The organism is Saliphagus sp. GCM10025334 (genome assembly GCF_042663485.1).
Taxonomy (GTDB): domain Archaea; phylum Halobacteriota; class Halobacteria; order Halobacteriales; family Natrialbaceae; genus Natronosalvus.
This window is the reverse complement of record NZ_JBHTAF010000003.1, coordinates 366,141-386,335: the sequence shown is the minus strand read 5'-3', so window position 1 is coordinate 386,335 and position 20,195 is coordinate 366,141. Positions and strand designations below refer to the sequence as shown.

The 20,195-nt window shown below is 64.9% G+C and carries 23 protein-coding genes; 4 read left to right on the top strand and 19 right to left on the bottom strand.

What is annotated here, in order from left to right; translation table 11 throughout:
• Positions 1–117: 117 nt before the first annotated feature.
• On the top strand, positions 118–501 hold the full coding sequence (locus ACFQO4_RS14155) for a hypothetical protein (protein ID WP_500261525.1): 384 nt from the start codon (positions 118–120) through the stop codon (positions 499–501).
• On the opposite strand, the gene ACFQO4_RS14150 is transcribed toward ACFQO4_RS14155, so the two are convergent.
• The 18 genes from ACFQO4_RS14150 to ACFQO4_RS14065 form a co-directional block, all read right to left on the bottom strand.
• The gene (locus ACFQO4_RS14150) at positions 489–1,052 is read right to left on the bottom strand and encodes an NUDIX domain-containing protein (protein WP_500261524.1); all 564 of its coding nucleotides are present in this window, start codon (positions 1,050–1,052) and stop codon (positions 489–491) included. The genes ACFQO4_RS14155 and ACFQO4_RS14150 overlap by 13 nt on opposite strands.
• A 105-nt stretch (positions 1,053–1,157) precedes the next feature.
• On the bottom strand, positions 1,158–1,964 hold the full coding sequence (locus ACFQO4_RS14145) for a CBS pair associated ParBc domain-containing protein (RefSeq protein WP_500261523.1): 807 nt from the start codon (positions 1,962–1,964) through the stop codon (positions 1,158–1,160).
• A gap of 110 nt (positions 1,965–2,074) precedes the next feature.
• Positions 2,075–3,670 carry a DHH family phosphoesterase gene (locus tag ACFQO4_RS14140; protein WP_500261522.1) on the bottom strand — a complete coding sequence of 532 codons (1,596 nt, stop codon included), beginning with the start codon at positions 3,668–3,670 and terminating at the stop codon, positions 2,075–2,077.
• A gap of 41 nt (positions 3,671–3,711) precedes the next feature.
• Positions 3,712–5,319 (bottom strand): NADH-quinone oxidoreductase subunit N, encoded by a 1,608-nt coding sequence (locus tag ACFQO4_RS14135; RefSeq protein ID WP_500261521.1) that lies wholly within the window; start codon positions 5,317–5,319, stop codon positions 3,712–3,714.
• The gene (locus ACFQO4_RS14130) at positions 5,319–6,845 is read right to left on the bottom strand and encodes a complex I subunit 4 family protein (protein ID WP_500261520.1); all 1,527 of its coding nucleotides are present in this window, start codon (positions 6,843–6,845) and stop codon (positions 5,319–5,321) included. Before ACFQO4_RS14130 ends, ACFQO4_RS14135 begins: the two co-directional genes overlap by 1 nt.
• Complete coding sequence (gene nuoL, locus ACFQO4_RS14125; protein WP_500261519.1) at positions 6,842–8,878, bottom strand: NADH-quinone oxidoreductase subunit L; 2,037 nt, start codon at positions 8,876–8,878, stop codon at positions 6,842–6,844. The genes ACFQO4_RS14130 and nuoL overlap by 4 nt, the downstream gene beginning before the upstream one ends.
• 4 nt (positions 8,879–8,882) lie before the next feature.
• Complete coding sequence (gene nuoK, locus ACFQO4_RS14120; protein WP_500261518.1) at positions 8,883–9,188, bottom strand: NADH-quinone oxidoreductase subunit NuoK; 306 nt, start codon at positions 9,186–9,188, stop codon at positions 8,883–8,885.
• On the bottom strand, positions 9,185–9,586 hold the full coding sequence (locus tag ACFQO4_RS14115) for a hypothetical protein (RefSeq protein WP_500261517.1): 402 nt from the start codon (positions 9,584–9,586) through the stop codon (positions 9,185–9,187). Before ACFQO4_RS14115 ends, nuoK begins: the two co-directional genes overlap by 4 nt.
• Positions 9,583–9,861: an NADH-quinone oxidoreductase subunit J gene (locus ACFQO4_RS14110; protein ID WP_500261516.1), complete on the bottom strand. Its 279-nt coding sequence runs from the start codon at positions 9,859–9,861 to the stop codon at positions 9,583–9,585. Before ACFQO4_RS14110 ends, ACFQO4_RS14115 begins: the two co-directional genes overlap by 4 nt.
• Before the next feature lie 53 nt (positions 9,862–9,914).
• Entirely contained in the window at positions 9,915–10,376 is a 462-nt protein-coding gene (locus tag ACFQO4_RS14105) for a NuoI/complex I 23 kDa subunit family protein (RefSeq protein ID WP_253437332.1), read from the bottom strand.
• Positions 10,373–11,497 (bottom strand): complex I subunit 1/NuoH family protein, encoded by a 1,125-nt coding sequence (locus ACFQO4_RS14100; protein ID WP_500261515.1) that lies wholly within the window; start codon positions 11,495–11,497, stop codon positions 10,373–10,375. Before ACFQO4_RS14100 ends, ACFQO4_RS14105 begins: the two co-directional genes overlap by 4 nt.
• Entirely contained in the window at positions 11,494–13,149 is a 1,656-nt protein-coding gene (locus ACFQO4_RS14095) for an NADH-quinone oxidoreductase subunit D (RefSeq protein ID WP_500261514.1), read from the bottom strand. The genes ACFQO4_RS14100 and ACFQO4_RS14095 overlap by 4 nt, the downstream gene beginning before the upstream one ends.
• Positions 13,146–13,850, bottom strand: a complete 705-nt coding sequence (locus ACFQO4_RS14090; RefSeq protein ID WP_312909213.1) for an NADH-quinone oxidoreductase subunit B — start codon at positions 13,848–13,850, stop codon at positions 13,146–13,148. Before ACFQO4_RS14090 ends, ACFQO4_RS14095 begins: the two co-directional genes overlap by 4 nt.
• Positions 13,847–14,260 (bottom strand): NADH-quinone oxidoreductase subunit A, encoded by a 414-nt coding sequence (locus ACFQO4_RS14085; RefSeq protein WP_312909212.1) that lies wholly within the window; start codon positions 14,258–14,260, stop codon positions 13,847–13,849. The genes ACFQO4_RS14090 and ACFQO4_RS14085 overlap by 4 nt, the downstream gene beginning before the upstream one ends.
• A gap of 244 nt (positions 14,261–14,504) precedes the next feature.
• Positions 14,505–15,137, bottom strand: coding sequence for an AIR carboxylase family protein (locus tag ACFQO4_RS14080; RefSeq protein ID WP_500261513.1), 633 nt, complete (start codon positions 15,135–15,137; stop codon positions 14,505–14,507).
• A 36-nt stretch (positions 15,138–15,173) separates the two neighbouring features.
• A complete protein-coding gene (locus ACFQO4_RS14075; RefSeq protein ID WP_500261512.1) occupies positions 15,174–16,352 on the bottom strand; it encodes a 5-(carboxyamino)imidazole ribonucleotide synthase in 1,179 nt (392 codons plus the stop codon).
• A gap of 68 nt (positions 16,353–16,420) precedes the next feature.
• The gene (locus tag ACFQO4_RS14070) at positions 16,421–17,365 is read right to left on the bottom strand and encodes a glycosyltransferase family 2 protein (RefSeq protein WP_500261511.1); all 945 of its coding nucleotides are present in this window, start codon (positions 17,363–17,365) and stop codon (positions 16,421–16,423) included.
• Between the two features lie 88 nt (positions 17,366–17,453).
• Entirely contained in the window at positions 17,454–18,158 is a 705-nt protein-coding gene (locus tag ACFQO4_RS14065) for a class I SAM-dependent methyltransferase (RefSeq protein ID WP_500261510.1), read from the bottom strand.
• Positions 18,159–18,249: 91 nt separating this feature from the next.
• Between ACFQO4_RS14065 and ACFQO4_RS14060 the strand changes: the two genes are divergently transcribed.
• Positions 18,250–18,387, top strand: a complete 138-nt coding sequence (locus ACFQO4_RS14060; protein WP_500261509.1) for a hypothetical protein — start codon at positions 18,250–18,252, stop codon at positions 18,385–18,387.
• A gap of 32 nt (positions 18,388–18,419) precedes the next feature.
• Here ACFQO4_RS14060 and ACFQO4_RS14055 read toward each other — a convergent pair whose 3' ends face one another.
• The gene (locus tag ACFQO4_RS14055; RefSeq protein ID WP_500261508.1) at positions 18,420–18,824 is read right to left on the bottom strand and encodes a PPOX class F420-dependent oxidoreductase; all 405 of its coding nucleotides are present in this window, start codon (positions 18,822–18,824) and stop codon (positions 18,420–18,422) included.
• A 135-nt stretch (positions 18,825–18,959) separates the two neighbouring features.
• Here ACFQO4_RS14055 and ACFQO4_RS14050 point away from each other — a divergent pair, with 135 nt between their 5' ends.
• Entirely contained in the window at positions 18,960–19,241 is a 282-nt protein-coding gene (locus ACFQO4_RS14050) for a MarR family transcriptional regulator (protein WP_312909205.1), read from the top strand.
• Positions 19,242–19,348: 107 nt separating this feature from the next.
• Entirely contained in the window at positions 19,349–20,179 is an 831-nt protein-coding gene (locus ACFQO4_RS14045) for an MBL fold metallo-hydrolase (protein ID WP_500261507.1), read from the top strand.
• Positions 20,180–20,195 lie beyond the last annotated feature (16 nt).

Sequence of the window (20,195 nt, the reverse complement as noted above, 5' to 3'; positions counted from 1 at the left end):
CGTCGAAACGGCGTTCGAGCGATTCGTGTTTTATCGGCGTTTCGGAACCGTGCTCGAGCGAGCGTGAACAGTCAATTATCCAGAAAATATTTACCGGCAAAGAGTTACTATTACAACATGAGTGCCCGCCCTCCACCCGCCCACTCCACTCGTTCGTCGACGACCACGTCGTACACGAGCGGACAGTCTCGACCGCTCGGCGTCTCGATCATCTGCGTGCTCGGCGGCCTCGGATTCCTGTTCGCCTGGATCCCGATCCTCCAACTGCTCGCCTACGGCGGCGTCGGTACGTTCCTCGCGTTCGTGTTCACCGTCGTCAACGTCGGCATGCTGGCCGTCATCGTCGGCCTCTGGAACATGCAGGGATGGGCGCTGACGTGGGCGCTCGTCCTCTACGGACTCAGCGCGCTCCTGGACCTGGTAACGCTCAACCTCGTCGGCCTGCTCATCTCCCTCGTGATTCTGGCCTACCTGCTGAGCGTGAGCGATCAGTTCGCGTGACGCTCGAGGAGTCGCCGGAGTTCAGATTCCATCGGCACCTCGTCCAGTGCCGTGGGGTCGAGCCAGGCGTACTCGGAAATGGGTTCGTCGTCGTTCGGGTTCGCCTCGATGTCTACCGTCCCACCGACTACTGCACACTCGAAGACCACGGAAACGGTGCCCTGCTCGCCGTCGGCCCAGGTGTAGGCGAACGCCTCGAGCGGGTCGCCGACGTCGACCTCGAGGCGCGTCTCCTCGTACACCTCGCGTACGAGGGCGTCTCGCGGGTCCTCGCCGATTCGCGCTCGGCCGCCGGGGACGCCCCAGATCGGTCCGCTCGGCATGTCGTGTTTGAGGAGGAGGTAGGCGCCCTCGTCTGCGATCAGGCCGCGAACGGATGCGTCCGCGTGGGCGTGGTCGTCGCTGCCAGGAGCGTCGCTGTCAGCGTCGACGTCGACGTCGACATCGATGGGGTCGTCAGCAGTCGTAGAGCCGTCAGCGGTAGCAGGGTCGCCGACGCCGCGGCGGTCGCTTTCGGGGTCACCTGAATCACGGAAACCGTCCTCTCGCATACTCGAGGACGACGCGGCGTGGACAAAATTCTGCTGATCGCTGATTCTCGATTCCGACCGCTCGCTGGTCACTCACTGGTCCCTTGGTGGTCGCTACTGTGTAATTCACTGCTCGCTCGACTGCAATCGCTTGGTCGTCTCCACCAGCGGATGTCTCGCGTAATCGACCACTTCGATGTCGCGGATGGATTCGAGGCCCTCCTTTTTCGCCGTCTCGGCCATTCCCAGCGCGAGGCGCTGATCGACCACGATCACGTAGGCATCCATCTTCTCGAGGTCGATGCGATCGGCGGCCATCACCCGGTGGTGGCCGTCGGCGAGCAACAACTCGCCGGCGTTGTCGATGACGACGAGGGGTTCGGCCAGCCCTCGCTCGAGTTCGTACTTTCGTCCCTCGAGTTCGTCCGCGTAGACTCGGCCCTGGGTCGGCGTCAGGTCGGACAGCGTGATCATCCGGCGCTCCTGGCGCAACTCGACTTCGTGAATGTTCTCGAGGGTCCGCATGAGCTTGCCGACCTTCTCGGGGGTCGCGCGTTCGATCTGGCTCCGGATCACGTCGGCGTTCGCGATGATCCCCACGAGGTTGCCGGCGTCGTCGACGACCGGGAGTTTCTGGATCCCCGATCGGAGGATCACTCTGGCGGCGTCGATCACTTTCATGTCGGGGTGGGCGACGATCAATTCGCGGGACATCACCCGAAAGATTGGTGCGTCGTCGTCGGCGAGCAGGAGGTCGCGCGCGCTCACGAATCCTTCAACCCGACGGCGATCACAGACGGGAAAGCCGCTGTGTTCCTCGCTCTCGGCAATCCGTTCGGCGACCGAGGCAACCGTCTGGTCGGGCGAGACCGTCACCACGTCTCGCGTCATGTAGTCCTTTACACGGGGTTTGCTGTCGGTGACGATGTCCATGCTCGTTCCATCGTCGGCGGCCGTAAAAAACGCTCCTCTCTGGGGTTCGTCGCATCAGTTCGACTCGTCGGCTCGCACGCGGTTCCGTCGATGCAAGCCTCGAGCCCCGCTCACCCGTCGCGTTCGGCGTCGGCTTCGAGCTGTTCGTCCAGGAGAGCGTTCGAGCCGAACAGCATCTCGCTGGTCTGGCTGTAGATACCGACGGGGGTTCCCGGCTGGGTATCCACCGCCTCGAAGAAGCGGTCGGTGATGACTTCCTCGACGATGTTCAGGATGGACTCGCGTTCTGTGCCCTCCTCCATGTCGCCGAGGACACCCATCTCGAGTTGCGCCCCGGCCATATCGGCGTGCCCACCGGCGCTTCCGATCTGGTCGAACGCGTCGCGAAGCGTCTCCCCGAGGTCGAGGTCGTTCCCACGTGAACGCGCCGAGACGAACACCATCTCGTCGCGAAATCCAAATACAAGGGTCGTGTCGACGCCATCCATCGCGAGCAACTGGTCGGCTGCCTGGGGCAGCGCGTCGCGGTCGGTGATGCGTCCGGCGCTGGCGGCGATCACCGATCCCCGCTGGACGCGGTTTTTGATCGCTCGGGCGACGGTATCGAGGGTGTCGCCCTCGACGGTCGGATACTCGATCTTTCGGAGCGTCGCGAAGTCGACGGCGTCCCAGAGCGTCGCGGCGGCCTCGAAGTCGGGTGGTGAAATCTCCCGGGTGAAGTCCCTGGTATCGACGCGAATCCCGTAGAGCAACGCCGTCGCAATCTGGCTATCGACGTCGATCCCGAAGTACTCGAGGTACTCGGTGAGGACCGTACTCGTCGCGCCGACGCGCTGGCGGAGGTCGTAGAACTCGCCCGGGACCGGGCCGCGCGGCGGGTGGTGGTCGATCACGATGTCGATATCGAGATCCGTCGGAAGCTGGTCGTTCACGCCGGGTCGGGAGTGGTCGACGAGCGCGAACGCGTCGTAGGCCTCGAGGGAGTCCGTCGGCTCGAGCGTGCGAAGGTCGAGTTCCAGGAGGTTGACCATCGCCCGGTTCTCCTGGTGGGAAATCTCGCCGTAGTAACAGGCCTCGGCGTCGACGCCGACGCTCTCGGCGAGTTCGACCAGCGCGACGGCGCTCGCGATGGCGTCCGGATCGGGGTTGTCGTGTGCGATAACCGCGAGCGTTCCAGTAATCTGAGAGAGGTGCGTCCGCAGCTCGATCGCCTTCTGGGCCCCCCGCGAGACCGTTCGCTCGGCGACCCACTCGACGACGGTTTCGATCGAATCGACGACGTGTGTCGCCTGGCGCTCGATGGCCCGCCTGTCGGCCCGGCGGTCCGCTTCGGACTCGTTCTCTCCCACGTACGCCACGAATATCGCGTCGGGAAATACCGCTCGTGCCGTCTCGAGCGTCCGCCGGTTCTCGCCGCTGTCGTCACCGGCGACGAACACGAGGTCCGGCGAGCCGGATTCGAACTCCAGTTCGAGACCTTCGAGAAGCGACCGCTCCGACGGCTCGCCCTGGCGAGCTCGCACGTTCTCCTCCCGAAGCGTCTCGACGACGTCTTCGTCTCTCGAGACGACGAACAACGTCTCGCGACCGCGTGCCGTCGTGGTGGAGCCGGCGGTCGATCGAAGGGGTGGCGGTGCCGAGTCCGGCAGCCGCTCGACGATTCGTTGTCCGACGTCCCCACATCCGAGGACGAGCCGGGAGACCATACCGCGGATTTCCACCGAACAGGGTAAAAGCTACCGGGTATTCAGGAGACGACGACCGCACTCGCCGCGTCGATCGCGAGGTCAGCGACCGGCCCGAAGCCGGGCAACAGGACGAGCGTCATCACGGCCGCGAAGACGATGGCCGCGTACAGACCCGTCGGCGAGCCGCCGAAGTCCCGATCGACGCCCGAGACGGGGTCGTCGATCCAGACGGCCTTCACGAGCCGCGAGTAGTAGTACAGCGACAGCGCGCTGTTGACCACCAGCGCGGCCGCGACGATCAACATCGCAGGGTTGGCCGACGCCGCCTCGAGCGAGCCTGTGAACAGGAAGTACTTGCTCCAGAAGCCGCCGAAGGGCGGGATGCCAGCGAGGCTAAACATGAACACGGCCAGGGCGGCACAGGCGACGGGCGCCCGGGCCGCGAGGCCGTTGTAGTCCTCGAACGTCCGGCCGACGCCCCAGTACTCCGCCAGGGCGACGAACAGGAACGCGCCTGTGTTCATGAAGCCGTAGACCAGCAGGTGCATCATGGCGGCGCCGAGGACGAGTTCGCCGCCGTCGACGGTGAGACCCGCCAGTCCGATCAGTGCGTAGCCCGCGTGTCCGACCGAGGAGTACGCGAGCATTCGCTTGACGTTCTCCTGGGTGGCCGCCGCGAAGTTCCCGACCGTCATCGTGGCGATGGCCAGGATGATGAACGCGTGGGTCCACTCGAGGCCGATGATCTCGGCCGTCGCCTCGAGCGGGAACGCCGTCGTGAACACGCGAAAGAGGATCACGAAGCCGGCAGCCTTCGAGGCCGAGGAGAGGAACGCCGAGATCGGTGCCGGCGCCCCCTCGTAGGCTTCCGGCGCCCAGAAGTGGAACGGTACGCTCGAGGTTTTGTACGCGAAGCCGCCGATGAGCATCAGGAGCCCGAGTCCGAGCAGGCCGCCCATCTCGGAGACGTCGTGGCCCGACCCTGGCTCGGCCTCGCCCGTGACGACGTCCGCGATGGCCTCGAGTTGCAGGTGGCCGGTGACGCCGTAGACGAGGCTGATCCCGAAGACGAAGATGGCCGAGGAGAACGCGCCGATCAGGAAGTACTTCAGACCGGCCTCGACGCTCCCGCGGTTGGTCTTCAGGATGGACACGAGCGCGTAGGAAGGGAGACTCGCCAGCTCGAGAGCGAGGAAGATGGTGACGAGGCTGTTCGCTGCGGCCATCGTCGACATCCCGGTCGCCGCGAGCAAGAGCAGCGAGTAATACTCGGCCTGGTAGGCGTGTCCGGCCATGTAGTCGTAGCTTGCGATCGCCACCATCGCGGTGACGACGGCCACGACGATCATGAAGAACAGCGCCATCTGGTCGACGACCATCTGGCCGCCGAAGAGGTCGATGGCGCCGGCCCCGGCCTGGGATTCGCCGACGACGAACCAGAGGTCGTAGCCGGCGTCGGCGTTCTCGGAACCGGTTCCCGCGACGGCGAACCAGACCGCGATGGCGAGCGAGACGATGGCGCCGGTGGCGGCGATGCCAGCGAGCGCCGGACGGTTCGTCGACCGCGGGCTGATGCTGTCGAAGACGAACAATACCATGGCGGTCAGCGCCAGCACGAGCGTCGGTGCGAGTGCGAGCCACTCCGCCGGCACGAGTGCGTTAACCATCAGGCACCACCTCCCTGTTCGAGGATCGGATCGACTGCGTCAAGGATCATGTCGAAGATCAACTCCGGTGCGACGCCGAGGGCGATGATCAGCCCCAGCAACACGAACATCGGCGCGACGTCGTGGAACGGCGCGCGACCGATCTCGTAGTCGGTCTCGAGCCGGAAGGGGCCAAACAGCGTCCGTTGCATCGCGAACAGCAAGTAGCCGGCGACGATGACGATGCCGAACATCGCCAGGCCGGTAAACAGCGGCGCGTACGTCAGCACCTCGGAACCGAAGGCCCCGAAGAAGATGAAGTACTCCGCCGCGAAGCCGCTCATCAGCGGCAGGCCCATGTAGCCGAACGCGCCGGCGATGAGGATGCCGACGGCGATGGGCATCTTGTCGGCCATCCCGGACATGTCGGTGACCATCCGGGTGTGAGTGGCGTTGTAGATCACGCCGACGGCCATGAACATCAGACCCGAGATCAGGCCGTGGGAAACCATCTGGAAGGTCGCGCCGCCGACGCCGAAGTGGGTGAACGCGATCAGGCCGAGGATCACGTAGCCCATCGACGAGACCGAAGAGTAGGCGACGATGCGCTTGAGGTCTGTCTGGGCCAACGCCAACATCGCGCCGTAGATGACGCTGATAACGGCGATGGCCGCGATGGGAACCGCGTACAGCTCGACCTGCTCGGGGAACATCGTGAAGTTGAACCGGAGCAGGGCGTAGGTCCCCATCTTCAGCAGGACGCCCGCCAGAAGCACCGACGCTGGCGTCGGCGCCTCGACGTGAGCGTCGGGCAGCCAGGTGTGGAACGGCACCACGGGGACCTTCACGGCGAAGCCGATGAACATCGCGATGAACACCAGCGAGGCGACAGTGCTACCGGCGACGCCGGCGAAGCCCTCGGGACCGCCCGCGAGCATCGCCTGCGTGATCTCCGTGAGCGCGAACGACGAGACGTCGAGGCTGAAGACGAGCGTCATGAATGCCCCGAACATCAGCAGCGAGGCGACGTTCGTGTAGACGAAGAACTTGATCGCGGCGTACTTCCGGCGCGGTCCGCCCCAGACCCCGATCAGTAAGTACATCGGGATGAGAACGGCCTCCCAGAAGATGAACCAGACGAAGAAGTCCAGCGCAGCGAAGACGCCGATCAGGTTCGCCTCGATGAACAGGATCAGGCCGTAGAACTGCGACTGGCGCGTGTCGATCGGCGTCCACGAACTCAAGATTGCGAGCGTCGAGAGGACCGTCGTCAGGACGACCAGCGGTAGGCTGATCCCATCGAGCCCGACGAACCACGAGATTTCGTAGGCGCCGAGTTCGATCCAGGTCGTCCGGGACTCGAACGCGAGCGCGCCACCGTCGACTAACGCGTTGCCGCTGCCGTCGAAGGCGGTGAACAGCCACAGTGACAGCGCGACCGGTACGAGGCTGATCGCAAAGGCTAGTTTTCCGGCGATACGATTGGGCGCGAGGAACGTCACCAGCGCGCCCGCGAACGTGACAGCGAGTAGCGTCTCGATCATCATACGAACCACCCTCCGAGCACGCCGAGCACCACGAGTAACGCGATGAACCCGACGACGATCAGTGCCGCGTAGGTCGTCACGACACCGGTCTGCAACCGCTTCACGCGGCTTCCGCTAAAGAGACTCACGCTCGAGACGCCGTTGACGACGCCGTCGATGACCGTCTGGTCGAACCGGTCGGCGGCGCGAGCCACCGGCAGCGTGAACTTCTCGGCGAGCCAGACCTGGTACTCGTCCTGGTAGTAGTTGCTGCGCAGGACGGTTCGCGCGCTGCCCAGGTTCTGGGTGTGCGGGACGGGCTCTGGCACGTTGTACAGGATGTACGCGAGTCCGGCGCCCGCGAGCGCGAGGCCGAGCGAGAGGCCGGCACCGAGCAAGAGCGTGATCGTCTCGGAGCCGATGTAGCCCTCCTCGAACGCTACGGCGTCGTGGTAGGCGTGGTAGGTCAGGTCGGCGAACCCGCCGTACTCGCCGTCGAGCCAGAACTCGAGGAACGTGATCTCGGCTCCGGTGAGCTTGTAAATCGGCGCGAGGTTGGCGGCGCCGGCGACCAGTGCCAGCACGCCCAGCGTCGCGAGCGGAATCTTGATCGGCAACCCGACCGAGTGGGGGTTGCGTGCGGTCTCCGTCCGGGGCTCACCGTGGAAGGTCAGGAAGACCATCCGGAAGGTGTAGAAGCCGGTGAAGAACACGGCGATCAGGCCCATCGCGTAGGCCACGAGGAAGACTGGCTGTTCGAGGCCGACGATGAGCGCGTCGTAGAGAATCTCGTCTTTCGACCAGAATCCCGAGAACGGAACGATGCCCGCGAGCGCGAGTGCGCCCGCGAGGAACGTGTAGTAGACGATGGGGGCTCTGTCCTTGAGCCCGCCCATCTTCCACATGTCCTGTTCGTGGTGCATGAGGACGATGACGGCCCCGGCGCCGAGGAACAGGAGCGCTTTGAAGAAGGCGTGGTTCATCAGGTGGAAGACGCCGGCGACGTAGCCGCCGACGCCCAGCCCGAGCATCATGTAGCCGTACTGGCTGATGGTCGAGTACGCGAGCACCTGCTTGATGTCGTCCTTGACGACGCCCATCGTCGCGGCGAAGAGTGCGGTGAAGCCGCCAGTGAAGGCGATGACCGCGAGCGCCGTCGTCGACTGGGCGTAGAAGCCGAACATGCGGGCGACGAGGTAGACCCCGGCGGCGACCATCGTCGCGGCGTGAATCAGGGCCGACACCGTGGTCGGACCCTCCATCGCGTCCGGGAGCCAGGTGTGCAGCGGGAACTGTGCGGACTTCCCGATGACCCCGCCCAGGACGAGCAGGCCGGTGATCGTCACCCAGGTCTCGGCGTCGAAGCCGAACAGGGTTTCCTCGTTACTAATCGCCTCCTCGGCGGCCGCGACGAACGAGCCGTCGCCCTGGAAGGCGAGGGTACCGAAGGTCGCGCCGATGGCGACGACGCCGATGAGGAAGAAGTAGTCCCCGAAACGGGTCACCAGGAACGCCTTCTTCGCGGCCGACGGCGCGGATTCGGTGCGGAACCAGAAGCCGATGAGCAGGTACGAACAGAGACCCACCAGTTCGAAGAACATGAACGCCATCAGCAGATTGTCCGCGACGACGAACGCGAGCATGCTGAACGTAAACAGGCCGAGTTCGGCGTAGTAGCGTCGCAGCCCCGTTTCGCCCTCGGCGTTCATGTAGCCGAGGCTGAACAGGTGGACGAGGAACGCGATGAGCGTCACGATGACGAGCATCAGTGCCGACAGCGGGTCGAGCAGGATGCCGAACGTGAACTCGATCGTCTCCTCGCCGGTCTGACTCAGCGCGTCGCCAGCCACCCACGTGAAGTACGTCTCCTGTCGCTGGCCGCCGGTCGCGACGCCTGCCAGCACGAAAAGCGACAGGACCAGCGACCCGGCGGTCGCGACGATGCCGGCGAGCGCGCCCTTCTTCGGCATGTAGTCGCCGAAGAGCAACGCAACGACGAACGCCGCGAGTGGCAGGAGGACGATTGCCGGCGCCAGATCGAATGCAGTTTCCATAGAATTACCACCTCATTGCCGACGGTACCGTGACGTCGACGTCACGGAAGTTGCGATACAGCACCAGGATGATCCCGAGGCCGACGGCGACCTCCGCGGCCGCCAGCGCCATCGTAAACAGGGCGAACACCTGCCCCGTGAGATTGCCGTGGTAGGACGCGAACGCGATCAGATTGATGTTGGCCGCGTTCAGCATCAACTCGACGGACATCAGGAACATCAGTGCGTTGCGACGCGTCAGGACACCGAACAGCCCGATACAGAACAGGGCTATCGCCAGGAGGACGTAGGACGTAACCGCGACGGTCACCGGTCCTCACCTCCGTCGGTGGCGGCTTCGGCGCTCCCACTCCGGCTCGAGTCGGCCGGCTGACTCTGCGTCGAGAGCGCGGTGACGGGTTCACCAGCCTCCTCGCGCTTTGCGAGCACGAGCGAGGCGTCGAGGGCGGCGTCGAGGACGACGGCGATCAGCAGGAACGAAAAGAGGAAGGGTTCAGTGTTGCCCATTCCCATCTCGCCAGACTGTAACGCCGTGTAATCGAACATCGCGTAGCCGATCTCGGCGGTGATCGACACGCCGTCGGGGAAGCCGACCATGTTACCGAGGCCGGCGTTCCACGTGATCAGCGCCATCATCGCGAAGAGTACCACGGCGAGCACGCCGGGTACCAGGTTCGTTCCGAGTCGGAGCTTCGGGCCCGTCGTCATGCCCGCGGCACCTCCTCGTCCGGTTCCTCTTCCTTCTCCGCCTGCGTGAGCATCACGGCGAACGTGATGAGGATGAGAACCCCGCCCACGTAGACGAGAATCTGCATCATGGCGACGAACTCCGCCGCCAACATCACGTAGTAGACCGCGACGCTCGTCAGCGACACGCCCAGCAGGAGCGCCGAATGCCACGGATCCTGCAAGAGCACGACGCCGACCGCACTGCCCAGCGTGACGAACGCGAACAGCGCGAACGCGATCAGCTCGTATGTCATTGGTGTTGTCTGGTGTTGTGTGCCCTTTGTAGATTTCGAGATGGGCTGATCTCTTACTGGTAGTCGACCTCTCCTTCGCCCTCGCCGATCCAGCCGCCGCGGTCGGGTTCCCTGGACTCGAGCGGATCGATGTCCTTGTACCACGGGACGGCCTTCAATTGCTCTTTGTTGTAGACGAGGTCGTGTTTCGTGTCGCCCGTGAACTCGAAGTTCTGGGTGAGCAAGATGGCGTCGACGGGACAGACCTCCTCACAGAGTCGGCAGTAGACACACTGGCCGATGTGGAGGTTGTACTGTTCGCCGTTTCGCTGGGCGTCCGTGACGATCTGGATCGTGTCGTTCGGGCAGACGTTCTCACACTGGCGACACCAGATGCAGCGCTCCTGGCTGAACTTGTGGACGCCGCGGAACCGCGGCGAGACGTCCGGCGTCGTCTCGGGGTACTCCACGGTGAAGGTGTTGCCGTCCAGTGCGTGTTTCATCGTCGTGGCCATGGATTTGAGGAGTCCGATCATGGGAAGATCACCGTAACCATCGCGAATGTGAGATCGGTCTCAAGAAGACCCACGATGATCGCCGTGAACACCAGGTTGGCGAAGGCGAGCACGAGCATCCCCTTCCAGCCGATCTCGATGAGCTGATCGATTCTGACGCGCGGAAGCGCCGAGCGGAGCCACTGGGTGAACAGGAAGACGCCCCAGATCTTGATGGTGAACCAGACGATGCCCGGCAGCACCGGGCCGGCCGGGCCACCGAGGAAGATCGTCGCGATGATCGCCCCACCGAGGAAGATGTGGATGAACTCCCCGAGGTAGATCAGGACGAAGTAGACGCTCGAGTACTCGGTCTGGTAGCCAGCGACGATCTCGGTCGGCGCTTCGGGCGTGTCGAACGGGTTACGCCCGACCTCCGCCACGTTCGCCGCGACGAAGAGGACGAACGCGAACGGGTTGACGAACGCGTACCACATCGGAATGTCGAGGCCGCCGAGGCTGACCAGCGTCTCGGCCTGTGCGGCCACGATCTCGCTCATTTGCAGGGTGCCGGCGAAGATGACGACGGACATCCCCGTGACGACGAGCGGGATTTCGTAGGCGACGTTCTGTGCGACCGCGCGCAGGCCGCCGAGCATCGAGTACTTGTTCGCGGATGCGTAGCCGGCCATCACGAGGCCGACGCTGGCGATGCCGGCGACGGCGAAGACGTACGCCAGTCCGACCTCGGGGTCCGCGAGGTGGATGCCGGATCCCATCGGGATGACGGCGAAGCCGAGCAGCGCGGACCCGGCGATGAGGATCGGCGCGAGGTCGTACGCCGGGCGGTCGGCGTTCTCGGGGACGATGAGTTCCTTCGAGAGTAGCCGAACGGCGTCGGCGACGATGATCAACAGGCCGAACGGACCGATTCGGTTGACTGCGATCCGGTCGGTGAACGCGGCCGTGATCTTCCGTTTCGCCCACGGACCGGCAAAGGCAGTCATCGTCAACATCAGCGTGCCGACGAGGGCCGCCGCGAGTAACGTCGCGATCAGTTCGCCGCCGAATCCGAGGTTGTTGAGCCCGGTCAGGTCCCCGAGCCGTTCGGGGAGCAAGGCGCCGCTGTCGCTCTGGAGCGGGGACAGACCTGCCGCAGTCATCGATCCACCTCCCCGAGCACGATGTCGAGGCTCCCGAGCGAGGCGATCAGGTCCGGGATGTACTCGCCGCGAGTCATCTCGGGTAGCGCCGAGAGATTGTGGAAACACGGGCTACGGATCTTGAAGCGGCCGGGCTTGTCCGTTCCGTCCGAACGGATGTAGATGCCGAGTTCGCCCTTGGCCGCCTCGACGCCGCGGTAAACTTCCGTGTCCGCCGGCGGCTTGAGCGTCCGGGGGACGTTGCTCTGAATCTCCCGGTCGTCTTCCGGCCAGTCCTCGAGCAAGTCGACACACTGCTCGATGATCTTTGCGCTCTCCTCGACTTCCTGCATGCGCACGAGCACGCGCGAGTAATTGTCCATTCCGTCCTCGGTGATGACATTCCACTCGAGGTTCTCGTAGTAGCCGTAGGGGTCGTCCCGCCGGAGGTCGATGTCGACCCCCGATCCGCGAGCGGTCGGACCAGTCGCGCCGTAGGATTTGGCGACCGCTGGCTCGAGGATGCCGGTGTCGACACAGCGGATCTGGAAGATTTCGTTGGTGACGATCAGGTCCTCGTACTCCGAGACCTTCTGAGGGAGGTCGTCGAGGAAGTCCCGCGTCTTCTCGAAGAACTCCTCGCGGGGTTCGGGCAGGTCCCAGGCGACGCCACCCAGGCGGAAGTAGTTGAACATGAGCCGCTGGCCGGTGAGGTCTTCGAGGATGTCCTGGACGACCTCGCGGTCGCGGAAGGCGTACTGGAAGACGGCGGTGAAGTCGCCGAAGACGTCCAGCGCGAAGGTACCGAGTGCCAGCATGTGTGCGGCGATCCGGCACAGTTCTGCGCCCATCGTCCGGATGACCTGGGCGTACTCGGGGACCTCGATGTCCGCGAGGTCCTCGACGGCCCGGGCGTAGGCCCACTCGTTGAGCAGGCCGGCCGAGACGTAGTCCCAGCGGTCGGGGTAGGGCATGATCTGGTGGCGGTAGGTGCCCTGCTGGCACATCTGCTCCTCACAGCGGTGGAGGTAGCCGATATCGGGGTCGACGTCGACGACCGTCTCGCCGTCCAGGACGGTCTTGACGTGCAACACGCCGTGGGTCGCTGGATGGTGGGGCCCGACGTTCAGGAACATCGTGTCCGTGTCCGAGTCGTGGTGGTCAGGCAGGAGCGGGTTTGCGTGTTCCGACAGCGTCACGACCTGTGGCTTCTCCTGGTTGTAGTCATTCGAGAGCGGGTGTCCTTGCCAGGTCTCGGGCAGGAGAATCCGTCGCGGGTCGGGATGGCCCTCGTAGTCGATGCCGACGAGGTCGAAGTTCTCGCGTTCGGCCCAGTCGGCCGCCCGGAAGACGGGTTCGGCCGTCTGGCTGACGGGGTCGTCAGTCGAGGTAGGGACGACGACGCTGACCTCCTGGGTCGGGTCGTCGTACTTCTTGAGGTGGTAGATAGACTCGTAACGGTCCGCGTATTGCTGGGCTGTCACGCAGGAGAGGTAGTCGAAGCCGGCCTCGTCGCGGAGGTCGAAGAGCACGTCCTGGACGGCGTCCGGCCGAATAACGAATCCTGGCGCGTTTTTGTGATCGTCTCGCGCGAGCGCGCGGTCGCCGATCAATGTCTCGAGTTCGTCCTCGGTGACCTCGAGGCTCCCTCGGGGTTCGAGTCCGGTACTCATGGCGAGTCACCCCAGTTGTACCGCATGACGAGGTCTTCCTCGTCGATTTCGGCTGCCAGTTTCTGAACGAGTTCGTCCCGTGGCAGGTCGCCGAACTCCTCGAGTTCGTAGGGTTTGACGACGACCGGCGAGGACTCGCCGTTGGCGATGCGCTCCTGGAGTTTGGCGACGCCGTAGATGAGCGCCTCCGGGCGCGGTGGGCAGCCCGGGACGTGGATGTCGACCGGGATGATCTCCTCGGCACCCTTCACGACGTTGTACCCTTCCTGGAACGGGCCGCCGGAGATCGTACACGAACCCATGCCGACGACGAACTTGGGTTCGGGCATCTGGTCGTAGACGCGCTTCATGCGCGGCCCGAACTTCGAGACGATGGTCCCGGGAACGATCATGACGTCGGCCTGTCGCGGCGACGCGCGCGGGACGCCGGCCCCGAATCGGTCGAGGTCGTGTTTGATCGCGTACGTGTGAATCATCTCGATGCTGCAGCAGGCGATTCCGAACTGCAGCATGAACATCGACGACCCCCGGACCCAGTTCATGAACTGGTCGAACTTGGTGAGGATGAACGGCGAGGCTCCGAACGCCTCTCGGAGCTTCGAGTTCATCCTGGCGTCGACGCCGGCACCCATGCGGGCGTCGCGGTCCGCCGTCGAGGGAGCGGTACTCTCGTAGATCTGTTGGGTTGGTTGGTTACTCATGGTCGATCGACCTCGGATTCGACCTGCTGGGGCGATTTCGCCCACTGTACGGCACCGTTGCGCCAGGCCCACGCGAGTCCGACGACGAGGATGGCGACGAAGAGCAACATCGGACCCAGTGTGGACGCGAGTCCGTACTCCTCGGCTCCGAGCGCATCGGCGTAGGTGACTGCCCAGGGGAACAACAGAACGGTCTCGATGTCGAAAACGAGGAAAAGCATCGCAACCATGTAGTACTGGATGTTGAACCGAATGCGCGTCCCGCCGGTCGGCACCTCGCCACTCTCGTAGGTGGCACGTTTGCTCGTCTCGGGGACGGTCGGCCGCAAGAGGTACGATGCCGCCATCATGCTGAGCGGAATCAGTAGCCCCACGAGCGCCAGCGCCCCGATAGCTATCCAATCGTTCATCTCCGTAACGTTCGGGGGTTGGAAACGCACCCATATAAGGGTTGATTCTTTGTTTTTCGCCCGATTTCGACCCGCTGGAGCCCCCTGCGAACGGATCGATCGAGTGAGAGTCAGACACCCCGAACGGTCGTCGCCGTTGAGACGGGAAAAAACGGCAGAATGCGGCCGGTGTGCCGTCGCTCGAGAGGCACTTTTCACTGCGGTCGATCGACGATTCGACGAGCGGCCACGCGACGACCGTCGGCTACTCCTCGCGGTAGGCCGTCACACCGCCGTCGTGGAGCCGCTTCGAGACGGCGCCGACCTCGAGCTGGAGGTTCTCGTGGTAGGCCACCAGCCGCTCGCGAATCTCGTCGTGCTGGCGGGCGAGGATCTGGGCGGCCGACAGCGCCGCGTTGAACGACTTGCCCGCGTCGACGGCCGTGAGCGGGGCGCCCGTCGGCATCCCGATGACGCTGTCGACGGACTTCTCCTGGACGGGGACGCCGATGACGGGCAAGGGATAGGCGATGGAGGCCGTCATGTTCGGCAGGTCCGCAGATTTCCCGCCCGCGCCGGCGATGAGAACCTCGAGGCCGCGATCCTCGGCCGTCTCGGCGTAGGCCGCCATCAGGTCGGGCGTGCGGTGAGCGGAGGTGACGTAGGTCTCGAAGGTGAAGCGTTCTTCGGGCGGGTTCTCGTAGTCGGTCTGTTCGCCGAACCCGAGTTCGCCGACGAGGGCGTCGTAGGCTCCCGGGCGCCGGCCGCCGGTCAGCATGACCTCGAGGTCGGAGTCGCTGCCCATGACGATGCCCACGTCGGGGGTCTCCTCGGTCGGTCGATCCTGGTCGGCTTCGCGGTGCAGTCGGTCGATGAGGTCGGATACGGTGTCTGCCATCTGTGTGGTATATCTGTTCCAGTTCCTGTTAGGCGTTCACTGACTTTCGAACGTCACGGCGTCTCGAAGCCCGCGGGCGCGCTCGAGCAGTTCCTTGCGCGTCTCGTCTTCGCGCGTCTCGTCGCCGTCGGCGGTCACCGTGACGTGGCCCATCTTCCGGAGCGGGCGTGCCTCGCGCTTGCCGTACCAGTGGAGGCTCGCGGCGGGCGTTTCGAGGATTCGCTCGACGTTGGCGAGGGCGGCCGGTCGCGGCTCCTCGACGTCGGCGAGCAGGTTCGTCGAGACCGTCGCCGTCCGAAGGGCGGTCGAGCCGAGGGGCCACCCCAGCACCGCCCGCACGTGCTGTTCGAACTGCGAGGTACGGGCGCCCTCGATGGTCCAGTGGCCCGAATTGTGCGGACGCGGGGCGATTTCGTTCAGTAGAATCTCCCCGTCCCGGGTTTCGAACAACTCGATCCCGTATATGCCCCGTCCTGCCATCACCTCGAGCACGTCCTCGGCGACCTCGCGGGCGCGTTCGAGCACGGCGTCGGTCGAGCGGGCGGGGACGACTGTCTCTCGCAGAATCTCGTCTTCGTGGACGTTCTCCCCGACGGGGAACGTGGCCGTCTCGCCGTAGCCCTTCGCGGCGATGACCGAAATCTCGCGCTCGAAGTCGACGAAGGACTCGACCATCGCCGGACCGGCGACGGACTCGAGCGCCGCGTCGGCGTCGGCTTTCGACTCGACGGGGACGTTGCCGCGCCCGTCGTACCCGCCGGTCCGGGCCTTGAGCATCACCGGGGCGCCGTAGTCGTCGATGGCCGCCCGAACGTCGGCGGCGTCCTCGACCGCCCGGAACGGTGGCACCGGCACTCCGGCGGCCTCGAGTTCGCGCTTCTGGACCAGTTTGTCGTGAATCGTCCGCAGCGTCGCCGGATCGGGGTGGACGGGGACGCCGGTCTCCTCGCGGACGCGCTCGAGGGCGTCCTGGTCGGCGAGTTCGATCTCGAAGGTGAGGACATCGGCACGTTCGGCGAGTTCCTGAATGCGGGCCTCGTCGTCGAAGTCCCCCACGAGCTGGTCGCGGCTGACGCCCGCGGCCGGGCAGTCGGGCGTCGGATCGAGGACGATCACGTCGACGCCGAGCGGCGAGGCAGCCTCGGCGAGCATTCGGCCGAGTTGCCCGCCGCCGACGACGCCGACCGTCGGGCCAGGTGACTCGAGAGTCGTCATGTCCGGCGATTCTCAGCGATCGGGTATAAGGATTCTCACTCTGTACGCGAAGTACTCGCCCGTCTCGGTCACTCCGGAGCGGCGTCCGGATTCTCGCCGTCGGTGGATCGACGGTCGTAGACGCGGACGGCTCGATCGTGGCGCGTCGAGACCCCGTTCGGGTTCCGTCTCGGGGTCCGATCGTCGTAGCGGGCTCGAAACCCATCGACGAGGCCGCGAGCCGATCCCTGGAGTACGTCAACTCCGTTCCCGAGCCAGTTCGTCGGCGTCCCCTCGCCCGAAAAGATGGCGCGAGCGCCGCTCGCGGCGTCGGCGATCGCCCGACAGACGAGGCGACCGAGCGCGGTCGGCCTGGGCCCGTAGTTCTTGGTCAGTCGGTAGCCGAGCGACTGGTACCGGTCACCCCAGTCCCGGTCGGGCGTGCCGCCGTCGGTTCCGACCTCGTTTCGGACCGCCATCTCGGGGAGCCAGGTCACGTCGAAGCCCAGTCCGGCGAGTCGATGTGAGCAGTCCTGGGCGCCCGCGGTCGGCACGTACTCGTCGAACCCATCAAGGTCCTCGAGCACCGTCCGATCGAACGCGACGTTGGCGCCCTCGAAGAGGGTGACCGATCGGCCGACGATCGACGTCGAGTCGGTCCCTCGCGGACCGCGGTCCGTTTGACCTCGGATCGGGCCTGTAACGACCTCCGCGTGACCGGTGATGGCCGTCTCGAGGGCGTCGTACCATCCGGGTTCGACGACGTACTCGCCGGTGAGGAAGACGACCACGTCGCCGGTCGCCGCCTCGAGGCCCGCGTTCCGAGAGACATTGAGGGCGCGATCCGAAATTTCGACGAGCACGTCGACGTCGTCGCGCTCGCGGACGGCCCCCGTCGTCCCGTCCGAGGACGGCCCGTTGACGACGATCACTTCGCTCGAGGCCGGGAGCCGGTCGTCGAGGGCGTCTAGGCACGAGAGCAACCGCTCCCGGTCGTTCAGCGTCGAGACGACCACCGAGAGCGTCGCGTCCATACGAACGTGTAAACGACACCGATACTAAAAATAGACCGGGTTCGCGTCGATACAGTCAGTTCTGCCGACACGACGCGAGAGCGCCGTCTCAGAGCCTGACGTTCCAGTACGAGACCGACATCAGGTGGTCGCTCAGCGGGAGTCGACCGACCGCCCGGTCGATCGCTCGGATCGGTGACGCGAACGCGTTCGGAATCGCCCGATAGAGTCCGTAGGGAACGAGGAAGTCGTCCTCGACGTCGACCAGTTCGAGACCGTTTTTCGCCAGCAAGACGCTCACTTCACTCTTCGAGTACAGCCGCGATCCCATCGGTAGCGCCCAGTTGTAGACGCTTCGCGTGCTGAATCGGTTGAACGTGTCGAAGACGATTCGCTCGCGCGAGACGCGTTTCATCTCGCTCAGAAACGCCGCCGGATCGTCCGCGAGGTGGAAAAAGCGCATCGCGACGACGGTATCGAAGTGGTCGTCCGGGAACGGCAGCCGGCCCGCGTCACCGCGGAGAAACTCGAGCGTTCCCGAGACGCCGGCGACTTTCGCTTTTCGGCGTCCCTGCTGTAACATCGCTGCGGAGATGTCGAGCCCGACGACGTTTGCCCCCTCCTGGGCCAGCATCACCGTGAATCGCCCGGTACCACAGGCGATCTCGAGTACGTCTTGATCCTCGAGCGGACCGAGCGCGTCGAGGACTGCGGCTTTCTCCCGGCGGTCGATTAGCTGCCCGCCGCGGGAGAATCGCTTCTCGTCGTACTCCTGGGCGACGTCGTCGGCCTGGTACCATTCCTGTCCTTTCACACTGAGCGAACCTACACGGGCCGGAGGATAAAACGATACTGGAGTCAGTTCGACAGAACGAGTTTTGTGCCGTGGTACCGTACTGCATAGTATGCCTACCTGTCCGTACTGCAATCGAACGGTCGAAACGTCGGCGCTCGTCCGTCACGAAACCGGCGACCTCCTGATCGTCCACTGTCCCAACTGTCACGGCGCGATCGGCACCTACCGGGAACCAGGACGATTCTAAAATTGCAGTGGACGACTCGAGCGCGTCTCGGGTCAGTCACCGTTCGTGACCACGCGATCGGGTCGAATCCGTAGAATAACGCGTTCACCCACTTCGTCGCCGTGGTGCGGGTATTCCTCGCGCTCGAAGTACCGTCGGGTCAACTCGTCGATGTGTTCGACTGCCCCCTCGGCCGTGACTTCCTCGACTTCCCCGCGAATCGAGAGGTACCGGTACGGGTCCTCGGGATCGGGAATCGAGACGCCGACCTTCTCGTTCTGGCGAACGTTTCGCTCTTTCTGACGGTTTCGGGCCGTGTTCACGAGGACGTACCCGTCTTCGTCACGGTCGATCCAGACCGGCGTCACCTGTGGCGTACCGTCGGACATGACGGTCGCGAGGTGAGCGACGGTTTTTCGTTCGAAGAGGTCCGCGAACGCCGCTGGGATAGAGTCCATACACTCGTCTCGAGGCGCCGCGAAAAAGGTCCTCTGACGCCGGATAGGTATGTGCCTTAAACACCTATTATAATCTCAATTGTTCGTATCCCCATATAGGGAAGGTTTACCAGTACGTCTCGGATCGTGTGTAGTATGAGCATGAGTACCGCTGACGACCATGCCGTAGCCGCCGAGGAGGTTCTCTCCGAGGCCGAATACCGCGACCGCCTCCGCGATCTGCCACCGAGTGCGAAACTCGTCGCGAAGGTCCTCGAATCCGATTCCCCGCTCTCGCAGGGACAACTCGCCGAGGAATCGCTCCTGCCCGACCGGACCGTCCGGTACGCGCTCAACCGCCTCGAGGAAGTCGACCTGGTGGACTCGCGGTACAGTTTCCGCGACGCGCGCAAGCAGGTCTACTACCTCCAGCACTGATCGCGAACCCCACTCACGTACCGACTGCGAACTCCACCCTGCCATACTCCCGGTGTCGCTCGCCGACACCGCCATTTTCAGCACCTCCGAGTGCCAACCGTGATTCGATGACGATCACGCGCCACCAGATCCCGGTCTCGACGCGGGCACCCGGCGGCCACACGAACGCCTACGTCGTCGGCGAAGACCCGGCTATCCTCGTCGATCCGGCCGGTCGAACGCCCGACCTCGACCGAATCGTTCGCGAGCGTGGGGTCGGCCACGTCGTGGTCACCCACACTCACCCCGACCACGTCGGCGCCGTCTCGTCGTACGCCGCGGACCTCGGGGCGACGGTCTGGGCGCGCTACGGACGAGACTCTCGATTCGAAGCCGCCACGGGCGTTCGAGCGGACGCGACACTCTCCTCGGGGGACGTTCTCGCGTTCGGTGGCGGCTCCCTCGAGGTTCTCGACGCCCCCGGCCACGCTCCGGACCATCTCGCGTTCGTCGTGCCGAAAACGGGTGCGATAATAGTCGGCGACTGCGCCGTCGCCGAGGGAAGCGTCGCCGTCGGCGCCCCCGAGGGCGACATGCGCGCGTATCTGAGTACGCTTCGACGGCTCTACGCTCGAGCCCCATCGCGACTCTATCCAGGACACGGCCCACCCGTACCGAACCCGCGCGAACGGCTCGCTGACCTCCTCGAGCACCGGAAACAGCGCGAGCGGCGCGTCCTCGCGGCCGTGGACGAGGGCGCCCGGACTATCGACGCGATTCTCGAGGCGGCGTACGACAAACCGCTCGACGGCGTCCGGGACCTCGCTGGTGCGACGGTCGAGGCCCACCTCGAGAAACTCGCTGTCGAGGGGGCGGTGACCTGGGACGGGATGCGGGCCGGTGTGGCGAGCGAGGCTGGTGGAGGAGGGGCACGAAGCGGGCGCGTCCGTGACGAGTGACTTATCCCCCGCTGGC

Excerpts from the sequence above, each read along its gene's own strand:
- ACFQO4_RS14045 (WP_500261507.1), top strand. The coding sequence starts at position 19,349 with ATGACGATCACGCGCCACCAGATCCCGGTCTCGACGCGGGCACCCGGC.
- ACFQO4_RS14155 (WP_500261525.1), top strand. The coding sequence starts at position 118 with ATGAGTGCCCGCCCTCCACCCGCCCACTCCACTCGTTCGTCGACGACC.
- nuoL (WP_500261519.1), bottom strand. The coding sequence starts at position 8,878 with ATGGAAACTGCATTCGATCTGGCGCCGGCAATCGTCCTCCTGCCACTC.
- ACFQO4_RS14130 (WP_500261520.1), bottom strand. The coding sequence starts at position 6,845 with ATGATGATCGAGACGCTACTCGCTGTCACGTTCGCGGGCGCGCTGGTG.
- ACFQO4_RS14090 (WP_312909213.1), bottom strand. The coding sequence starts at position 13,850 with ATGAGTAACCAACCAACCCAACAGATCTACGAGAGTACCGCTCCCTCG.
- ACFQO4_RS14060 (WP_500261509.1), top strand. The coding sequence starts at position 18,250 with ATGCCTACCTGTCCGTACTGCAATCGAACGGTCGAAACGTCGGCGCTC.
- ACFQO4_RS14150 (WP_500261524.1), bottom strand. The coding sequence starts at position 1,052 with ATGCGAGAGGACGGTTTCCGTGATTCAGGTGACCCCGAAAGCGACCGC.
- ACFQO4_RS14100 (WP_500261515.1), bottom strand. The coding sequence starts at position 11,497 with ATGACTGCGGCAGGTCTGTCCCCGCTCCAGAGCGACAGCGGCGCCTTG.
- ACFQO4_RS14080 (WP_500261513.1), bottom strand. The coding sequence starts at position 15,137 with ATGGCAGACACCGTATCCGACCTCATCGACCGACTGCACCGCGAAGCC.
- ACFQO4_RS14140 (WP_500261522.1), bottom strand. The coding sequence starts at position 3,670 with ATGGTCTCCCGGCTCGTCCTCGGATGTGGGGACGTCGGACAACGAATC.
- ACFQO4_RS14075 (WP_500261512.1), bottom strand. The coding sequence starts at position 16,352 with ATGACGACTCTCGAGTCACCTGGCCCGACGGTCGGCGTCGTCGGCGGC.
- ACFQO4_RS14135 (WP_500261521.1), bottom strand. The coding sequence starts at position 5,319 with ATGGTTAACGCACTCGTGCCGGCGGAGTGGCTCGCACTCGCACCGACG.
- ACFQO4_RS14070 (WP_500261511.1), bottom strand. The coding sequence starts at position 17,365 with ATGGACGCGACGCTCTCGGTGGTCGTCTCGACGCTGAACGACCGGGAG.
- ACFQO4_RS14085 (WP_312909212.1), bottom strand. The coding sequence starts at position 14,260 with ATGAACGATTGGATAGCTATCGGGGCGCTGGCGCTCGTGGGGCTACTG.
- ACFQO4_RS14055 (WP_500261508.1), bottom strand. The coding sequence starts at position 18,824 with ATGGACTCTATCCCAGCGGCGTTCGCGGACCTCTTCGAACGAAAAACC.
- ACFQO4_RS14115 (WP_500261517.1), bottom strand. The coding sequence starts at position 9,586 with ATGACGACGGGCCCGAAGCTCCGACTCGGAACGAACCTGGTACCCGGC.
- ACFQO4_RS14050 (WP_312909205.1), top strand. The coding sequence starts at position 18,960 with ATGAGCATGAGTACCGCTGACGACCATGCCGTAGCCGCCGAGGAGGTT.
- ACFQO4_RS14105 (WP_253437332.1), bottom strand. The coding sequence starts at position 10,376 with ATGATCGGACTCCTCAAATCCATGGCCACGACGATGAAACACGCACTG.
- ACFQO4_RS14145 (WP_500261523.1), bottom strand. The coding sequence starts at position 1,964 with ATGGACATCGTCACCGACAGCAAACCCCGTGTAAAGGACTACATGACG.
- ACFQO4_RS14095 (WP_500261514.1), bottom strand. The coding sequence starts at position 13,149 with ATGAGTACCGGACTCGAACCCCGAGGGAGCCTCGAGGTCACCGAGGAC.
- ACFQO4_RS14110 (WP_500261516.1), bottom strand. The coding sequence starts at position 9,861 with ATGACATACGAGCTGATCGCGTTCGCGCTGTTCGCGTTCGTCACGCTG.